Annotated in this window: 17 protein-coding genes; 11 read left to right on the forward strand and 6 right to left on the reverse strand. The window is 30.2% G+C overall.

Going from position 1 to position 18,755, the window contains the following annotated elements; genetic code table 11:
• Window position 1 precedes the first annotated feature (1 nt).
• The 6 genes from CLAU_RS10585 (at window position 2) to CLAU_RS10610 (ending at window position 5,809) form a co-directional block, all read left to right on the forward strand.
• Entirely contained in the window at window positions 2-1,111 is a 1,110-nt protein-coding gene (locus CLAU_RS10585; RefSeq protein WP_013236760.1) for a hypothetical protein, read from the forward strand.
• A 525-nt stretch (window positions 1,112-1,636) separates the two neighbouring features.
• Window positions 1,637-2,650 carry a virulence RhuM family protein gene (locus CLAU_RS10590; protein ID WP_013236761.1) on the forward strand — a complete coding sequence of 338 codons (1,014 nt, stop codon included), beginning with the start codon at window positions 1,637-1,639 and terminating at the stop codon, window positions 2,648-2,650.
• A 641-nt stretch (window positions 2,651-3,291) separates the two neighbouring features.
• Window positions 3,292-3,498, forward strand: coding sequence for a YvdQ family spore coat protein (locus tag CLAU_RS10595; protein ID WP_013236762.1), 207 nt, complete (start codon window positions 3,292-3,294; stop codon window positions 3,496-3,498).
• Between the two features lie 15 nt (window positions 3,499-3,513).
• Window positions 3,514-3,807, forward strand: coding sequence for a spore coat protein (locus CLAU_RS10600; RefSeq protein ID WP_013236763.1), 294 nt, complete (start codon window positions 3,514-3,516; stop codon window positions 3,805-3,807).
• Window positions 3,808-4,058: 251 nt separating this feature from the next.
• Window positions 4,059-4,733 (forward strand): methyltransferase family protein, encoded by a 675-nt coding sequence (locus CLAU_RS10605; protein WP_013236764.1) that lies wholly within the window; start codon window positions 4,059-4,061, stop codon window positions 4,731-4,733.
• Between the two features lie 149 nt (window positions 4,734-4,882).
• Complete coding sequence (locus CLAU_RS10610; RefSeq protein WP_013236765.1) at window positions 4,883-5,809, forward strand: bifunctional helix-turn-helix transcriptional regulator/GNAT family N-acetyltransferase; 927 nt, start codon at window positions 4,883-4,885, stop codon at window positions 5,807-5,809.
• A 112-nt stretch (window positions 5,810-5,921) separates the two neighbouring features.
• Here CLAU_RS10610 and CLAU_RS10615 read toward each other — a convergent pair whose 3' ends face one another.
• Window positions 5,922-6,671 (reverse strand): IclR family transcriptional regulator, encoded by a 750-nt coding sequence (locus tag CLAU_RS10615; protein ID WP_013236766.1) that lies wholly within the window; start codon window positions 6,669-6,671, stop codon window positions 5,922-5,924.
• Between the two features lie 456 nt (window positions 6,672-7,127).
• On the opposite strand from CLAU_RS10615, the gene CLAU_RS10620 reads away from it, so the two are divergent.
• The 5 genes from CLAU_RS10620 to CLAU_RS10640 all read left to right on the forward strand — a co-directional run bounded on the left by CLAU_RS10620 (window position 7,128) and on the right by CLAU_RS10640 (window position 13,374).
• A complete protein-coding gene (locus CLAU_RS10620) occupies window positions 7,128-8,033 on the forward strand; it encodes a dihydrodipicolinate synthase family protein (protein ID WP_013236767.1) in 906 nt (301 codons plus the stop codon).
• Between the two features lie 65 nt (window positions 8,034-8,098).
• Window positions 8,099-10,072, forward strand: a complete 1,974-nt coding sequence (locus CLAU_RS10625; protein WP_013236768.1) for a YjhG/YagF family D-xylonate dehydratase — start codon at window positions 8,099-8,101, stop codon at window positions 10,070-10,072.
• A gap of 46 nt (window positions 10,073-10,118) precedes the next feature.
• Window positions 10,119-11,468 (forward strand): GntP family permease, encoded by a 1,350-nt coding sequence (locus CLAU_RS10630; protein WP_013236769.1) that lies wholly within the window; start codon window positions 10,119-10,121, stop codon window positions 11,466-11,468.
• 199 nt (window positions 11,469-11,667) lie between these two features.
• Window positions 11,668-12,270: a cupin domain-containing protein gene (locus CLAU_RS10635; protein ID WP_013236770.1), complete on the forward strand. Its 603-nt coding sequence runs from the start codon at window positions 11,668-11,670 to the stop codon at window positions 12,268-12,270.
• 210 nt (window positions 12,271-12,480) lie between these two features.
• Entirely contained in the window at window positions 12,481-13,374 is an 894-nt protein-coding gene (locus CLAU_RS10640) for an AraC family transcriptional regulator (protein ID WP_406540914.1), read from the forward strand.
• 72 nt (window positions 13,375-13,446) lie between these two features.
• Here CLAU_RS10640 and CLAU_RS10645 read toward each other — a convergent pair whose 3' ends face one another.
• The 5 genes from CLAU_RS10645 to CLAU_RS10665 all read right to left on the reverse strand — a co-directional run bounded on the left by CLAU_RS10645 (window position 13,447) and on the right by CLAU_RS10665 (window position 18,662).
• The gene (locus tag CLAU_RS10645) at window positions 13,447-14,271 is read right to left on the reverse strand and encodes a Cof-type HAD-IIB family hydrolase (RefSeq protein WP_013236772.1); all 825 of its coding nucleotides are present in this window, start codon (window positions 14,269-14,271) and stop codon (window positions 13,447-13,449) included.
• A 28-nt stretch (window positions 14,272-14,299) separates the two neighbouring features.
• Complete coding sequence (locus CLAU_RS10650; RefSeq protein WP_023162509.1) at window positions 14,300-15,136, reverse strand: class II fructose-bisphosphate aldolase; 837 nt, start codon at window positions 15,134-15,136, stop codon at window positions 14,300-14,302.
• Between the two features lie 25 nt (window positions 15,137-15,161).
• Window positions 15,162-16,595 carry a four-carbon acid sugar kinase family protein gene (locus tag CLAU_RS10655; protein ID WP_023162510.1) on the reverse strand — a complete coding sequence of 478 codons (1,434 nt, stop codon included), beginning with the start codon at window positions 16,593-16,595 and terminating at the stop codon, window positions 15,162-15,164.
• A gap of 4 nt (window positions 16,596-16,599) precedes the next feature.
• Window positions 16,600-17,493 carry a 2-hydroxy-3-oxopropionate reductase gene (gene garR / locus CLAU_RS10660; protein ID WP_023162511.1) on the reverse strand — a complete coding sequence of 298 codons (894 nt, stop codon included), beginning with the start codon at window positions 17,491-17,493 and terminating at the stop codon, window positions 16,600-16,602.
• Between the two features lie 311 nt (window positions 17,494-17,804).
• Complete coding sequence (locus CLAU_RS10665) at window positions 17,805-18,662, reverse strand: MurR/RpiR family transcriptional regulator (RefSeq protein ID WP_023162512.1); 858 nt, start codon at window positions 18,660-18,662, stop codon at window positions 17,805-17,807.
• Between the last annotated feature and the right edge of the window lie 93 nt (window positions 18,663-18,755).

Below are 18,755 nucleotides of genomic sequence, written 5' to 3' on the forward strand. Positions count from 1 at the left end.
TATGGATACTTTTTCAATATGGGAGTTTAATGAAATAGAAAAATTAGAAACTTCACAAGAAAAAATTGAAAATAATAAAGAAATATATGAAAATATAGAATGGGATGATGAACCACTTAAGATAGAAATAAAGCAGACTGATAATGGTGATGAGTTTAATAAGATTAAAACTTTAAATATTAATGGTGAAACAATAAGATATATTTCATTTGCAACTTCTGTTGATAGACCCAAAAATGTAACCTTAACTGATAAATGGTATTTGCCAGATGGCAAACTTAAACCAAGAAATGAAAGAGTGAGAACTATAAATTCAGATATAATATTATTTGAAAATGATGGTAAGGTATATGGAGTATTTTTTATAGGTATTAATGGAGCGAAACAGATAATATCAAAATTATTTTCAAAATCAGTTTGGGGAGAAGTTTCTAAATTGGAATTAGGAATAGATGATGATATGCTATTTTGGATGTTTAAAAGCTTTATAGATTTTGAAACAAAACAATTATCGGATAATGTACCTATTTGTATAACGGCTATAAGGAGTTATTTGGCTAAGACTAGGGATACACTTAATACGTTAAGGGGTAAAGGTGAAAAAATTTCGGCAATATTAGGGACATTAGCTTTCCTTTTTAATAATGATAAATTAAAATCAATTAGACCTGAGATACAATACAAAGGAGAGGTATTTTTGATTGAATTATCTTTAAGTGGTACATATAAATTAGATCAAACTGAGTATGAAGGCCAATTTATATCGTTAAAAGGAAATGAAAAAAGAGATGCTATAGTAATATATTTAATTATAGTTCTATTGCCTAAATTAGTTGATGCATATAAAGAAAATATAAAATCTAGTGAATGGTCAAGAGAATTAAAAATTGATTTTATAAAAAGGCTAGGTGTTATGATAAAAGAAAATGTTGATTCTGAACTTGAAGAAATGGAAAAAATTGAAATAGGGCATTGTGATACTAATTTAGATAAAAAATTAGTATCTGATAAAGACATAGATGCAGATATAGAAGAATTTGATAAAGATATAGAAGAATTTGATAAAGATATAGAAGAATTTGATAAAGATATAGAAGAATTTGATAAATAATTTAGCACAAATAAAGTTTGTTTTTTTATCTATAGTTTAATATAAACAAGAAGGGATAAGCATATAGCAAAAAACTTATGTAATAAAAATGTACACACATTTAAAATTTAATTTCAAAATTAGATAGTTGGCATTTTAGTAATAAGAATATATGAGTTATATGAGCAGTATGAAGGAGTTGAATATGTAAAATTAAAATATCTACGTTATAATATTTATATACTTGTGGTATGATATTAGTAATAAGAGGGTGGATTACGAATTTAATCTGCTTAATAGATTACATGATTTGAATAATAGATAGGTTTCGGAAAAGGCTATCTATTATTTTTTTTGGAATTATTTATGTTTACTTTAGTATCAGAGGAAATTTCATCTGGTTTTAAAGTAATTTTTATTGAAATATATTATAATTAAATAAGAAGAATTTAATATAGGGTATTTATGGAAGATATTCTATAATAAAAAGTCATATTATTTGTACTATGATCTATAAATTTATGAATGAAAGGTTTGACAATATAAATGGATAAAGATAAAGAACCTAGAGAAGGTGAAATATTATTTTATACAACAAATGATGGTAATATTAATTTAGGAGTTTTATTTTCGGATGAGACTGTTTGGTTAACTCAGAACCAAATGGCTGAACTTTTTAATAGGGATAAATCAGTTATATCTAGACACATAAAAAATATATTTGCAGAAGGTGAACTTAATGAAAAATCAGTTGTTGCATTTTTTGCAACAACTGCAGCTGATGGTAAAACCTATGATGTAGCTTATTATAATCTTGATGTTATTATATCTGTAGGTTATAGAGTTAAATCAATACAAGGTACACAATTTAGAATATGGGCTACTAAAACATTAAGAGAATTTATTATAAAAGGTTTTGTATTAGATGATGAAAGATTAAAAAATGGCGCTAATTTTGGTAAGGATTATTTTGATGAATTACTAGAACGAATTAGAGAAATAAGAGCCTCAGAAAGAAGATTTTACCAGAAAATTACGGATATATATTCAGAATGTAGCATTGATTATGATAAAGATTCTGAGACTAGTAAAAAATTTTATGCTACAGTTCAAAACAAGTTGCATTGGGCAATTACGGGACATACAGCTGCAGAAATTATTAGAGATAGAGCAGATGCAAAGAAACCTCATATGGGATTAACTACATGGAAAAATGCGCCTAAAGGTAAAATATTAAAAAGAGATGTTAGTATTGGAAAAAATTATTTAACTAAAAAAGAATTGTCTGAATTGAATACGGTGGTAACCATGTATCTTGATTATGCTGAACTTCAAGCATCAAGACATATACCAATGAAAATGAAAGACTGGGTGAATAAATTAGATGCTTTTTTAAGTTTTAACGATTATAAAATACTTAATGATTTAGGAACTATTTCTAATAAAGTAGCTAAGGAATTAGCAGAAGGAGAGTATAAGAAATTTAGAATAAGACAGGATAGGGAATACGAATCAGACTTTGATAAAACAGTTAAAAAATATTTAAAAAATAAACAATAGATTTATATTGCGTATATAGCCATTTTAAGAGCAATTTATAATTAGAAATGGAATTATGCCTATAAGCAATTTGATACTAACTATATAAGCTGTGTGGAAGATGGAATATATAAAATTATGTGTTATAAGATAAAATTTATAGATTTAAAATTGTAGTTAAAAAATGAATATGCTTTTATAAGTCATTGGTATCACAGTGATTGTATATATAGATAATTGTCCCCATATTGTCCCCAAAGTTTTAAATAAACATAAAATATAGTACTTTTAAATAATATATAATAACACCTAAACCATTGAGGTTAAAGCAATATAAAAAACACTAAAAAGTTATAAATTTTAAAAATCGAACCAGCGTGCCGGGGGTTCGACTCCTCTCTGACGCACCATAATCCATTCCAAACACTGACTTTCAGTGTTTTTTATTTTATCTAAAATTATAATTTCACCTCCAAAGTTTTGGACGAAGTATTTTAATATAAGGTTGAAATAAAGAGTGATACTTTGTAATAAAGTTTGTTCAAAATGTATTTGTATTTCCACGTAAAAAATTATAAATCTTAGTTCTATGTTTAGTATTATATAAATTACACATACTAATGGAGAAATCAATATATTAAATATAGAATGGAGGTTTGAAAATGAGGAAACTTGCTGAAGGAGAAATACTTTCATTAACAGGACTATTGAAGCTTGAGAGTGATGGATTAGCAGTTTCACGAGCAATGCAATCGCTTATAAAAGATGATGAATTAAAAAAGCAAGCAAAATCAGGTATATTGGCAGCTGAAGGTAGAATTAAAGGGTTGGAGCAATTTATTAATGAAAATGATGTTACAAGAAAATAAAGGAGGTAAAATTATATGGCAAGTATTTTAAACAACATAGTTAAAAATACTACTGATATAAATGACGAAGTTATATCAGGAAGTATGCTTTCTTCTGCTAAAGGTGCAGCAGATGCTTATTTGAATGCAACAATGACAAGTACAACACCAGAATTAAGAGCACTTTACTCATCTAGTCTTAATCAAGTAGTTGGTGGTCACTCAGCGCTTACTGAGTTGGTTATAAACAGAGGTTGGAATAATCCTTATGATTCACCTACTGAACAACTTTCAGATGTTGTAAATAAGGCTGAAACAACAGTTGAATAGATTAAAAAGAGTCTTAAAGAGTCATTTATATTGACTCTTTATTTTTTCGTGTCTAGAATACCACAGGCTTCATCCAACATCTTAAATTTAAAAACTTTTTAGAGAAAATAAATAGCTGTTATTCAACAGGGTTTGTTGCTATGGAATACAACTGCATAAATATCTGTATAGAATATTTTATGAGATATAAGTATAAAATATAGAGCAAGCGGATAGAGGTAATTTTATAATATGATTAGGAGGTAATTTATGTGGAAGGTAATACAAAATTATCAAGAAAAAAAGCTTATTTTGTGCCTATTATTATTATGATTGTGATGGGAATCGTTTTATTCCTTCCGGCAGGTACGTTAATGTTTTGGGAAGCATGGATTTATTGGTTAGGATTTTCTATAATTACATTTTTTATTGCTGCCTATTTTTTAAAGAAAAGTCCGGAACTTTTATCAAGACGGATGAAGTATAGAGAAAAAGATACTACGAAAAAAACTCCAGCCATATTTAATTTGTTTTTTGTTGGTTATATTATTCCTGGAATTGATTTCCGCTTTCATTGGTCAAGCGTGCCTGTTTGGATTGTAATTATATCAAATATTATTGTTTTATTAGGTTATATTTTTATTATCTTTGTTTTTAATCAAAACAGCTATGCCTCTACTATTATACAGGTCGAAAAAGAACAGCAGGTTATAACAACAGGACCATACTCTATAGTTCGCCATCCAATGTATTTAGGGATGTTATTAATGTTATTATTTACTCCTCTTGCGCTTGGTTCTTATTGGGCAGTACTACCATTTCTTCTTTCTGTGCCAATGAATATATTCAGGATAAAGAATGAGGAAGAAGTGCTTTTACGAGATCTTCCAGGGTATAAAGAATATTGTATAAAGACTCCTTATCGTTTGATTCCGTTAATTTGGTAAAAAGGTTTCGAAAACAAAAAATGAGGGACACGCATTCTTCTTATTATGTGATATAAAAATGATTAATTATATAAAATTAGTTGACTAAGTCAACTAATTTATTTATACTTATATTTACAAGTATAAATAAATTAGATTGGGGTGGTTTTATGAAACATAGAAACTTAAATATAATATCAGAAGTAAGAAATTTTAGCCGCTTTTATACAAATATATTGGGACTTTTAAATCAAGATATACTAGATAGCTCATATTCATTAACGGAAGCTCGTATACTTTTTGAGATTAATAAAACTAAAGAATGTACTGCCAATATTTTAATTGATAAATTAGATATCGATAAGGGATATTTAAGCAGAATTTTAAATCGGTTTAAATCTGATGAACTAATCATTAAAGAAAAATGTTCCAGTGATGGACGTTTGAATTTTCTTAAACTAACGGAAAACGGCAAGAATATTCTATCAAGTCTTTCAAAAAAATCTGATAATCAAATCTCTAAACTAACAGATCATTTAGATGAGAATGAAAAAGAAAATTTGGTTAATTCAATGAGATATATTATAAAATCGCTATCTTATAGTAAAGAAGTTTTTAATATTAGAACATATAGAGTAAGTGATATAGAATATATTATTGAAAAACATAGAGAGTTATATAAAAATGAGTTTGGATTTTCTAATATATTTGGAGATTATGTTGAGAAATATTTAATCGAATTTCATAGAAAGTATAATTCAGACTTAGAAAATATATGGATTGCAGAACAAAATAATAAACCTGTAGGTGTAATAGCCATAGCTGCAGACAAAACAGATCCTTCATTAGCACAGCTTAGATGGTTTTTAGTTGAACCTAATATGAGAAATAGCGGATTAGGACATATTCTTTTAGATACTGCAATTAATTTTTGTAAAGACAAGAATTATAAACATATATTTTTATGGACTGCTGATGTACTTAAAACAGCTCGTTATCTTTATGGAAATTATGGATTTAAATTGACCGAATCAATGGATAATACTACATGGACAAATCATTTGGTTAAAGAAGAACGCTGGGATTTATATATATAATTAAAATCTAACATTAAAAATTGAGTAATTTACTGAAACACCGTAAAATCTTTTAAAGTAATATGATGTTTCAGCAAATTCATTTAAATAGCATTATTAGTGCTAATAATGCTTAATTCAAATTAACAGCATCAATTTGTTCTTTTGCTTTTAATAATAATTCAATTGCCAGTTTGTTTTTCTCCTCAGTAGCTCGGAAAGTTGGAATACTTATGCTGATAGCTGCGGTTGTTTTTCCTTTTGAGGTCAGGGGAACAGCGTAGCAGCGTAAAAATTCTGTTACTTCCTCAACTTCTGTTGCAACATGAGTTTCTCTAATCTTTTTTAATTCCTCTTCTAAAACAGAAAAATCCGTTATAGTATTTTTGGTAATGGGTTTTAAGCCATCAGGATAAAGTGTTTTTATTTCTTCAATATTGTATTCGCTTAATAGGGCTTTTCCTAATGCTGTACAATAAGCGGGTATTCGTTTCCCTACATATGAAATAAGTCGAATATCAATATCTTTTATAGGATCTTCTTTTAATATATAAAGTACATTGTACCCATCAAGAATGCCCATTTGACAGGTTTCATTGATAGTACTGACAATGTTCTTCATTATTTTTTGTATAAAATCTAACATGTTTTTATTTCGTGAATAGGATGCTCCGATACAAAAAGTGGAAATTCCTATTGAGTATTTTAGAGAGCTTTTTTCAAGAGAAAGAAAATTACGTTCTAACATTGTCTGGATAATAGGATAAAGAGTGCTTTTTGGTACATCAATTGCTTCAGAAATCTCTGTTAATGTTAAGCCTTTAGGCTTGACTGACAAAAGATTTAATATATTTAACACTCTTTCTGTTGGTTTATGTGCCATATTTACAACCACCATTCAAATTTTTATAAAACTTTGTTATACAATAACAATTATAAATGCCTTATTAGTAATATTCAATCTCCATTTACACATATAAAAATAAATATTTCTATAAAAGCACTTCAATTAAAATATCAAGAAAAATGTCTCTATTTTTTTTAATTCTACAAAAATGTCCAAATATTACCTTGACATGACAAAAAATTGTGATATTATTTAACTATAACATTCGTATAAACAAATAAGGTTTGTATATACGGAAACATGGAAAAAGGAATAATCTCATAAGTCATTAAGGCATCACTAAAAATTTTAAATTATTACTTAAGTATAGATAAAAGCTTTAACTATTTTTATAAATTATTAAGTAGTTAAGTTAACTATTTGAAATACATGTAAACAATTACAGATTAGGCTTTGTATTTAGTCTAATTGTTACTAAGGGGGAAAACATATATGAAAAAAGCTAGATTTATAACACCAGTTGTTACTGCATTTGATACTAATGGAAACTTAGATATCCAGGTAAATAAAAATATTTATGACTATCTCATAAGCGCAGGAATAGACGGCCTGCTTATTATGGGAAGTTCAGGTGAGTTCTATGCTATGTCTACTGAACAAAGGAAGGAATTAATTGATCTTGCTATTTCCTATGTAAATAAAAGGACAAAACTTATTATCGGGACAGGCTGCATGACAATAGAAGATACAATTGAACTTTCCAATTATGCTATTGATGCTGGAGCAGATGATATTATAATCATCAGTCCATATTACTTTAGTCTAACGGATGAAAGTTTGGAATATTACTATGGAAAAGTAGCAGAATCTGTAAAAGGTAATATTTATTTATATAATTACCCTGACAGAACAGGACATGATTTATCGCCGGAATTAACACTTAATTTACTGAGAAAGCACAGCAACATTGTTGGTTATAAAGATACAGTATCTGAAATGGGACATACTAGAAAATTAATTCAAACAGTACAGAATGAGTTCCCTGATTTTGAGGTATTCTCAGGATTTGATGAAAACTTTGTACGTAATATTCTTTCTGGTGGCAGCGGATGTATTAGCGCACTTTCCAATCTTTATCCAGAGATTTTTGTAGATTGGGTAAAAGCAGTTAATGAGAAAAATATGGATAAAGCAGCTGAAATTCAAAATTGTGTTGATAAGTTAGCAGCTTTATATGAAATTAGTAAATGCTTTATTCCAATTGTAAAAAAAGCCATGATGTTAAAAGGTCTTGATATTAAAGATTACTGCAAAACTCCTCTTCTTAAGGCAAATGAAAAACAAACCAATTCAATTAAAAAGCTTATAAAAGAGATTGATCATATAATCTCAAAATAATCTACTGCAATTTTTAAAGGTTAATATACAAAAATATTTTTAAATTATAGAGAGGAATGGTTATTATGTCATTAAAATCAATTTATGGTGAAGAAGACTCGTCTTTATATGAAATTAATACTCACGCAGAAGGACCAAAAGGTTCACTTCCACTTACCCCGCAATTGCTAAAAGATTCACCCAGTGGAAACATATTTGGAATGACTTTAAATGCTGGTATGGGATGGGAACCATCTAAACTCCTGGGTGGTGACGTGTTGATACTTAGTAATCAAGGAGGAATTCGTGATAATGATGGTACTCCAATTGCTGTAGGGTTACATACAGGACACTTTGAATTAGGATTACAAATGAGAGCAGCAGCTGAAGAAATAAAAAAACTTGGAGGCGTTCCTTATGCTGCATACGTAACAGATCCATGTGACGGCCGTAGTCAGGGTACAACTGGAATGTTTGATTCCCTACCTTATCGTAATGATTCGGCAATAGTATGTCGCCGTTTAATTCGTTCATTGCCAACACGTCGTGCGGTAATGGGAGTAGCTTCATGCGACAAAGGACTGCCTGCCATGATGATGGCACTAGTATCTATGCATGATTTGCCAACTATTATTGTTCCTGGCGGTGCAACACTTAAAGCTATAGACGGGGAGGATGCAGGAACTATTCAAACTATTGGAGTCAGATTTGCAAATAATGAACTTTCATTAGAAGATGCTTGCCGACGTGGATGTAATGCTTGTGCTTCTGCTGGTGGAGGATGTCAGTTCTTGGGCACAGCTGGTACTTCTCAAGTTATTGCTGAAGCACTTGGAATAGCATTGCCCCATTCTGCTTTAGCACCTTCTGGTCAGCCAATATGGAAAGAAATCGCTAGACAGTCAGCTAAAGCAGTTTTAGATATGGCAGACAATGGAATAGCCACAAAGAATATTATTACAGATGAAGCAATTGAGAATGCTATGGTAGTTCACGCTGCTTTTGGGGGATCAACAAACTTGCTTCTTCACCTCCCAGCAATTGCACATGCTGCTAACTGCAAAATTCCTACTGTGGAAGATTGGGCAAGAATTAATAAGAAAGTGCCTCGTTTAGTGAGTGTTCTTCCTATTGGACCAGTTAATTATCCAACAGTAAGTGCATTCTTAGCAGGTGGAGTTCCTGAAGTTATGCTTCATTTGAGAAAACTTGGTCTGCTGCATGAAGATGTTCTTACTGTTACAGGAGAAACACTTGGAGATAACCTTGATTGGTGGGAAAAATCCGAAAGACGTGCTGAGTGCAGAAAACGTCTGCTTGAAGTGGATAAAATTAATCCTGATGAAATTATCATGAACCCAAGCCAGGCAAAAGAAAGAGGATTAACATCAACAGTAACTTTTCCTGTAGGAAACATTGCCCCTGAAGGTTCAGTAGTAAAATCAACGGCTATTGATCCATCAGTTATAGGTGATGATGGAGTATTTAGACATACTGGAAAAGTTAAAGTCTTCACATCTGAAAAGGCAGCTATTAAAGCACTTAAAGATGCGGGAAAGATCAAGGCTGGTGACATAATGATTGTGATGGGCGGAGGCCCAATGGGAACTGGGATGGAAGAAACATATCAGTTAACTTCTGCTTTAAAACATTTATCTTTTGGTAAACATGTTTCTCTAATCACAGATGCACGTTTTTCTGGTGTTTCTACAGGTGCTTGTTTTGGACATGTAGGTCCTGAAGCATTAGCAGGAGGTCCTATCGGAAAATTAAGAGATGAAGATATTATTGAAATAATAGTTGACACTAACAAACTTGAGGGATCAATTAATTTCATTGGAACTGAAGATAACAAGCTTTCTTATGAAGAAGCAGCTAAAGTATTAGAATCACGTAAGCCTCATCCAGATCTTAAACCTGATGCAGATCTTCCGGATGATACAAGATTGTGGGCAGCACTTCAATCCGTCAGCGGTGGAACCTGGAGAGGAAGCGTATATGATGTAGATAAAATTATTGAAGTTCTTGAAGCTGGTAAGAAAGCGTTAACTAAAAAGTAATCATGGTTTTATGTTTAAAAACTAAAGAGGTTAGGGGGAATATATTATGCCATTATTAATGGTAGGATTAGGAGTATTGTTCTTAATTATATTAATTTCTAAATTTAAATTAAACACATTTCTTTCACTGCTGATTGTTTCATTTGCTGTAGCTTTGGGGTTAGGGATACCACTTGGGAAAATTGTTTCAAGCATCGAAAACGGTATGGGTGGAACGCTTGGCCATATTGCTTTAATATTTGGTCTTGGTGCCATGCTTGGTAGATTAGTTGCTGATTCAGGCGGAGCACATCGTATTGCCATGACTTTAATTAACAAGTTTGGTGTAAAACGAATTCAGTGGGCTGTTGTAGTTGCTTCATTTGTTGTTGGTATAGCAATGTTTTTTGAAGTAGGATTAGTTTTATTAATTCCAATTGTATTTTCTATTGCAAGAGAATTAAAAATTCCTCCAATATATTTAGGCATTCCTATGCTTGCTGCTTTATTAGTAACACACAGCTTTCTACCTCCACATCCAGGACCAACAGTAATAGCTGGAGCATATGGAGCAGACATTGGAACAGTTTTATTATATGGTATTATTGTAGCAATACCATGTGTTATTATGGCAGGACCAGTATTCACTAAAGTTGCTAAAAAAATTATACCAAGTGCTTTTGAAAAAACCGGAAATATTGAATCTTTAGGTGAACAAAAAACATTTAAAATAGAAGAAACACCTGGTTTTGGAATTAGTTTATTAACAGCAATGTTTCCTGTTATTTTGATGATGATTTCTACAATAATTTCAATGGTACAAAAAACAGCAGGAATTAAAGGAAATTCGTTTTTTACTGTTGTTAACTTTATTGGTAATCCAGATACTGCAATGCTTATATCTTTAATAGTTGCAGTATATACAATGGGAATAGGAAGAAAAATTCCAATTAAACAAGTGGGGGCTTCCTGCTCAGCTGCAGCTGCATCAATTGGAATGATGATTTTAATTATTGGCGGCGGTGGCGCTTTTAAACAAGTACTTATTGATGGAGGCGTTGGTAAATATATAGCTACATTATTTAGTGGAAGTTCTATATCGCCAATACTACTTGCATGGGTAGTTGCAGCAATCTTACGTATTTCTTTAGGGTCTGCAACTGTAGCGGCTTTATCAACATCAGGTTTAGTTATTCCAATGCTTGCTAGTTGTGGCCATGTTAATTTGGCTTTAGTAACACTTGCAACCGGATGTGGAAGTGCAATAGCCTCTCATGTAAACGATGCAGGATTCTGGATGGTTAAAGAATATTTTGGTTTCAGTATGAAGGAAACATTTTCAACCTGGACTTTGCTATCAACCATTTTATCAGTAACAGGATTAATATGTATTTTGATATTGAATATGTTTGTTTGATATTAAGTAGGATTTGAATAACTATTTTATTTAGTAATGTCTAATGTTATTAACTTAATAATATTTAATAAAACTGAATACTAATAATACAAAACCCTTGAAATCTAAATCCTGTGATTCCAAGGGCTTTGTATTTAATCACATTTTGAAGGACTAAAACATATTATAATTTCGTAAGACTATGAAAGAAAGGAACAATATGTATAATAATTATAGAAAGTATCCATGCAGTGACTGCATTAATACACAAATGTATAATGTTTATCCATGTCCTTTGTATGACCCAAATTATTTGAGACAATTTAATGATCCTTATATTCCTTTTGATGATGAAATTGAGGATGATTCAAGACTTGAAGCTTCACAATTATCAAGGAGTAATGGATCAATTCAATTGAAGGATTATGGACCACAACCCTTTGTAGTTAACATTAATAAGGCAGCTAAACAAAATAATACTTTTCGTACTGTTTTATGGACAGGAAAACATCTACAAGTTACATTAATGAGTATCAATGTTGGTGATGATATTGGTTTAGAAATTCATCCAAATGTTGACCAATTCATACGTATTGAAGAAGGCCAGGGACTTGTTAAAATGGGAAAAAGCAAATACAATTTGAACTTTCAGAAAAAAGTGTACGATGACTTTGCAATAATGATACCTGCAGGTACATGGCACAATGTTATTAACACAGGTGATAAGGCACTTAAAGTATATTCTATTTATGCACCTCCTCAACATCCGCGAAATACAGTTCATATCACTAAAGCAGATGCACAAGCTGCTGAAAAAGATTAGTACTAATTACGTAAAAAAGTAAACAATTATTTTAACACTGTATTATTCAAAAGAATTTTACAGTGTTTTTTATGTTTATATTTTAAATATATCCTTGGATATGGTATAAAGGATAAATAAGCAAAAGTATGTTTCATGTCATAAGACAAAGTAAAGCACAAAAACACAGGAGTATGCTTTCTAATTTTTATATAATGATTTTAAAAGGAGATGAGATCTTTGGAGACAATTAAGCTGCTAAATAATACACTCGAATATATTGAAAACAATCTAGATATGGAACTTAATATAGAAGATATATCAAAGGTTGCATGTTCATCACGATATCACTTTCAACGCATGTTTTATGCATTAACAGGGGTTACTGTAAGTCAATATATAAGAAATCGGAGGTTGACTCTTGCTGCAGAAGAATTAGCTTCAACAGATAAAAAAGTTATTGATGTGGCATTAAAATATGGATATGAGAGCCCAGAAGCGTTTACTAAGGCATTTCAAAGGCTTCATGGAATATCTCCATCAGCTTTAAAAAGGTTTAATGGGAAAATTAAAGCTTTTCCAAAAATCTCATTTCAAATATCAATAAAAGGAGAATGTGAAATGATTTATAGAATAGTAGAAAAGGAAGCTTTTAAAGTTTTTGGAATAGGATTTATGACAACTAAAGTTAATGATGCTGCTTATAGAGAAATACCGAAATTCATAAGTAAGATTTTTGAAGATGGAACACATGACAGAATTAATGAAATACTAGGTAATCCTAAAGGTACCTTATTGGATGGATTTCATTATGACTTTAAAGAAGATGGTACAAGAAAATATATGATGGGATATGAAATACCTAAAACCGATATGTCAGAAGAATTTACCATACTTGAGATACCTAAACTTACATGGGCAGTATTTGAGGGTCATGGAACTACGCCAGATAACTTGATTATACAGGATATATGGAGACGTATATATTCTGAATGGTTTCCTTCTTCTGGATTTGAACAAGTGGAAGGTCCATGTATTGAAAAAAACCTTTGGAATGATAAAAATCAGAGGGAATATAAGTGTGAAGTATGGATCCCTGTAAAAAGAAAATGTATTAATTCATAAACTTCTTTTATATATTTTCTAAATTTGTAGCATACAAAAGCGGATAAATTTAACTATCCGCTTTGTATAAAACTATTTGTTTAATATAAAATTATTGATAGCATAGGCTATTCCAGATTCATTATTGGACTTAGTTACATATTTTGCCTTCATCTTAATAGCTTCTACAGCATTTCCCATAGCTATAGGCATTCCAGCACATTCAAACATCTCAAGGTCATTATAATTGTCACCAAATACAATAACCTTGTCTAAATCCATTCGGAATTTTTTAGATAAAATCTTTAATGCACTGCCTTTGCAAATATTCGACGCCATTATATCTAGTAGGCCATCAAGCGAACTAACAGCAGTAAGGCTTTTATATTTCGAAAAATAATCCTTTAATAATTTTACATCTTCAGTATCAGAAATTAATAAAACTTTAAATACATCCACTTTTTCTAGATATTCAACTGTAGAATTATCTATGTATTCTATTGGTATCTGCAAGCTAGGAGGTGCAGATTTATTTATACTTTCATAGTTCTCTACCTTATAATTTTTCTTACTGGAATATACCATATTATTAGTATAAACTAGAAAACCAATATCATTTTTTAAACAATATAATATTATTTCTTTTACTATATTTTTATCTATTGTTTTTGAATAAACAATTTCTCCTGTCGTTATATTCTTAATGAGTCCTCCATTGCAACATATTATATTTCCTTCTAAATTTAATTGTTTTATAAAGGACTTCATTAAAAGATCTATTCTTCCAGAAGCAATAATCACTTCTACTCCATTTTGTTGAAGTTTTTTTAATGCGGATTCATTTTCTTTCGATATAATTTCCTTGGAATTGAGAAGTGTTCCATCCATATCACATATGCACCATTTATATTTAAGCATAATTAGTTTCTCCTTAAATGTTTAAATATCAACTAAAAATTTTAATATACTTACTTACAATATCTTCAACGAAATTTATTTCCATCAAGGATATATCAGATAAATGATAGTTTTTACCGTCATTTAATGCTTGTCTTATTTTTTCTACAGTATACATTGATATTTCAGTATTAACATTTATCTTACATATTCCGTTTGCTATACAATCTCTTAATTTTTCTTCAGGTGTACCTGAACCTCCATGAAGTACAAATGGAATGTTTACTTTTTCTTTTATTTTTTTTAAGATATCTACCCTTATATTTGGGATACCTTTATACATTCCATGTACTGTTCCTATGGATACTGCAAGTGCATCAATTTCCGTTCTTCTTACAAAATTCTGTGCTTTAGCAGGGCTTGTATAAATTTCCTCATCATCTAGTTTTCCTTCGTGAGAATTTAATCCTGATGCTAAAGAACCTAACTCAGCCTCTACGGATACATTACATGCATGAGCTACTTCAACTACTTTTAAAGTATTTGCAATATTTTCTTCATAGGGTAGTGCTGAACCATCATACATTACTGAAGTAAATCCTGCCCTTATAACTCTATATATGTTTTCTAAACTTTTACAGTGATCCAAATGTAAGGCAAAAGGTACATCAATATTTTTTGATAAAGTGTTTACTAGGTTATATACAGAATCAACATCCATATTTTTTAAATATTTCTCACCGAAAGCAATTACAGCAGGTGTTTTTTGATTTTTTATAGCTTGGATTACACCTTTTATAGTTTCGTAGTTATATACATTAAATGAACCAATAGCATACTTTTTTAACCTTGCATCTTCAAGGAGTGGCTTCATATTAACTAACATATTTTATCTCCTAATTCTATTTAACTTATTTATTTAAAATTTCAACTGCTTCTCTTAAAGTTGTCTTAGCTCCTACGTTCCCAGGAAATATAACATACGCTATTCCAGGAAATTTACTTTCAGCTCCTGTAGTCCAAACAGGTATTCCTGGTTTTATCTGTCCAGCTACGGTTGCTCTTTTTACTTTAAGACCCTTCGTTCCTACGTCACTTGATGTAATTCCACCTTTAGCAACAATATAATTAGGCCTTACATTTAATTTTTCTACAATACTTGTTACTGCATCTGAAATCTTAACAGAAAGTTTTAACTCTTCTTCCTTTTTATTTTCACCAAGGTCTATTCTCTTTCTTGAAGTGTAAACTGCTACAGTTTTACCAGATGCAATAAGTTTTTCAGTTTTTTCAATAATTCTTTGTATTTCTGCCTCAAACTTTTCAGAATCTAAAACAAGATGACAGTTAAATTCAATAAATTCTATGAATGGGCATTTCTTTAATTCTTCTAACTGTTCAGTAGTTTTTTTTACATGAGAACCAACTATTAGTAATCCTCCATTTTTGGAATCTACTTTAATAAGTTCATCTCTAGATAGTAAGTTTTTGTCACTTACTCCGCCAAGTACCTTGGTTAAAGCAGCTGCACTTCTGTACATGAAATTTTTGCCTGATTTTATTGCCTTTACTAAAGCTGTGGCAAATATTTTAACATCTACATAATCTACAGCATTGACTACCACCTTATTGAAATTCTTCACATCCAGCAATTGTTTTGTAATACCTTCTATATTTAAACTTCTAATATCCTCAAGTGATATGTAAGTTGTATCCTTTGCTTTAAAAGTTCCCTTTGTTTTTTCTTCAATATATTCGCCTAAATGGGATTTTGTATATCCAAAAGTTCTGTCTTTTGCAAATTCAGTTTCACCAGCTGGTATTAAGTATTCACCATCTTGAACATAATGAACATTGCCAATGGTGAAACGACCTCCTTCTTTAAAAAATGGCATTAATACTTCTCCATCAAATTTAACATCAGAATTTGCTTCTACAGTTTGTTTTAAAATTTCTGTTTCAAGAGGATAGTGTCCTCTAAGGGTTGAATCTGATCTGCTAATTATAATATAATTTTTATTAAGTTTTTTAGCCACTTTTGAAATATTTAAAGATATTTCCTTATGTGCTTTTTCCGTTTCAGTTGCAGTAAAACCTCTTGAATTTGTTAAGATAAAAAACATGGGATTTTTTTCTTTAAAGCCACTTTCAATGCTGTCTAACGACCAATCAGTGTAAACTGAAATATCATGAACAGTTTGTACACCTGTTGGATCATCATCAAGTACTACTATTTTTTTATTTAAATTTTTCAATTCTTTATTAAGCATTTTATCTACAATTTCCGTACTTACTTCAGGTATATTATTAAAAGCTTCTTTAGCTAATAGTTTATTATCACTCATAATCTCATCTCCTTTTAACTTGAACATTTGCGATTTTTTCATAAAACTGAACTATACCGCCGTGATCATCATTTTCTTTCCCATCTGCTTTAAGAGCATGGAATATTTCTAATAATTCGCCTGTTAAAGGAAGTGGAACATCTATATCATGAGCAGTTTCCATGACATTAGTTATATCTTTAAGATTGATAGAAATTTTTCCACCTGGTATGAAGTTCCTATCAAGTATTCTTGGAACTTTTTGATCTAATACAGCACTTCCAGCAAGTCCACCTCGTATAGCGTTATACATTTTTTCAACATCAATACCTGCTTTTGCAGCAAAAACTAGTGCTTCACTCATTGCAGCAATGTTTAAGTTTACCATAATTTGATTAGCTAATTTTGCAGTACAGCCACAGCCATTGTCGCCAACTAATGTAATTGTCTTTCCCATATCATGAAGTACATCTTTAACTTTATCAAAAACTTCTTCACTTCCACCTACCATTATTGCAAGGGTGCCATCTATAGCTCCTGTTTCTCCTCCACTTACTGGAGCATCTAACATTTCAATATCCTTTTTATTAACTTCACATGCAATTTTCTTTGAAACTACTGGTGATATTGAACTCATATCAATTATAACTGAACCTTTTTTTGCACTTTCAATTACACCATTTTCACCTAAAACAACCTCTTCTACGTGTTTTGAATTTGGAAGCATTGTAAAAATTATATCTTTATTTTCTGCTGTTTCTTTTGGAGATTTGGCACCAATTGCGCCTTCATGTACTAACTTCTGAGCAGCACTTTCGTTTATATCGTATACAGTTACCTTATGGCCTGCCTTCATAAGATTTAATACCATAGGTCTTCCCATTATTCCAAGTCCTATAAATCCAACATTTTTTCCCATATTTTTTCCCTCCAATTTAAATAATAATTGATCTATAAATATATTTTGTTTTTAATGAAACGTTTACTTAAAACTAAGAAATATAGTTTATAAATTTGATGGTAAAAACAATTAAATTTATAAACATGATAGTATTTTTTCTACTTTTATATTAATCATAGTAGTAATTTTACTACTATGATTAATATACTACCTCAAAATTTTTATGTCAATAATAGTTAAGTTTTTATCAAATTTTAGGGTGCAATTTAGCAATAAAAAAACTTATTTTACAATAATTAAAGTTAATTATTGTAAAATAAGTTTTTCGTTTAAGTTTTGTTTTTTGCCACAGCAACTCTTGATTTGTTTATACTATCTATACATTTTTGGCCAACACGTAAAACTGCTGATACATACAAAATATCAATTATTACAAGCTGATTTATTCTGGATATCATAGCATCTGAACGATACTCTGTTTCACGAGAAGAGCTCAATAATAGTATGTCTGATTTTTTAGCTAAAGCTGAATGCGGATAACTAGTTATAGAAGCAATTGTAGCATTATTTTCTTTAGCAAAATCAACAGCATCTTTTATTTCACGGCTTTCTCCAGAATGTGATATGGCAACTATTAAGTCTTCTTTATGGCAGTGAGAAGCTATCATGTTCATAATATGTGGGTCGTTACAAAATTTCACGTTAAAACCAAGTTGAAGAAATTTATGATATGCATCTCCAGCAATCATATTTGAGGCACCTACACCAAAAAAAATAATTTCTTTAGCCTTAATGATGGTATCAATAAATAAATTAACCTGCTGTTTATCCACGATGTTATTTAAATCATTTATGGAATCAGTTGTTAAATCTATGACTTTTCTCTTGACTGTATTTATATCATCATCCGGTTGTATTTCTCCATATATAGATTTTGTTGAATTATCTGAAATTTGCTGAGCTACTTTAATTCTAAAAACCTGATACGATTCGTAGCCGATTTTTTTTAAAAATCTAAATATAGTTGGCTCACTAGTATTGCACTCGCTTGCAAGATCGCTAATTGAATATAAAATAACCTTTTCAGGATTTGAAAGGATATAATCCGCAATATTTTTTTGAGTAGGAGATAAATTATTATAATTAGTTCTTATTAAAGAAAAAACATCTTTTTCTATTATAATCACCTCACCCTCTTATTAAATAGTATTTTATTCACATTTGCTATAGTAACTCAAATTTTAATATAATACAATACTTCCTAATTTTATAATGTCCAT

It is taken from the genome of Clostridium autoethanogenum DSM 10061, assembly GCF_001484725.1.
In the GTDB taxonomy this organism is placed as follows: domain Bacteria; phylum Bacillota; class Clostridia; order Clostridiales; family Clostridiaceae; genus Clostridium_B; species Clostridium_B ljungdahlii.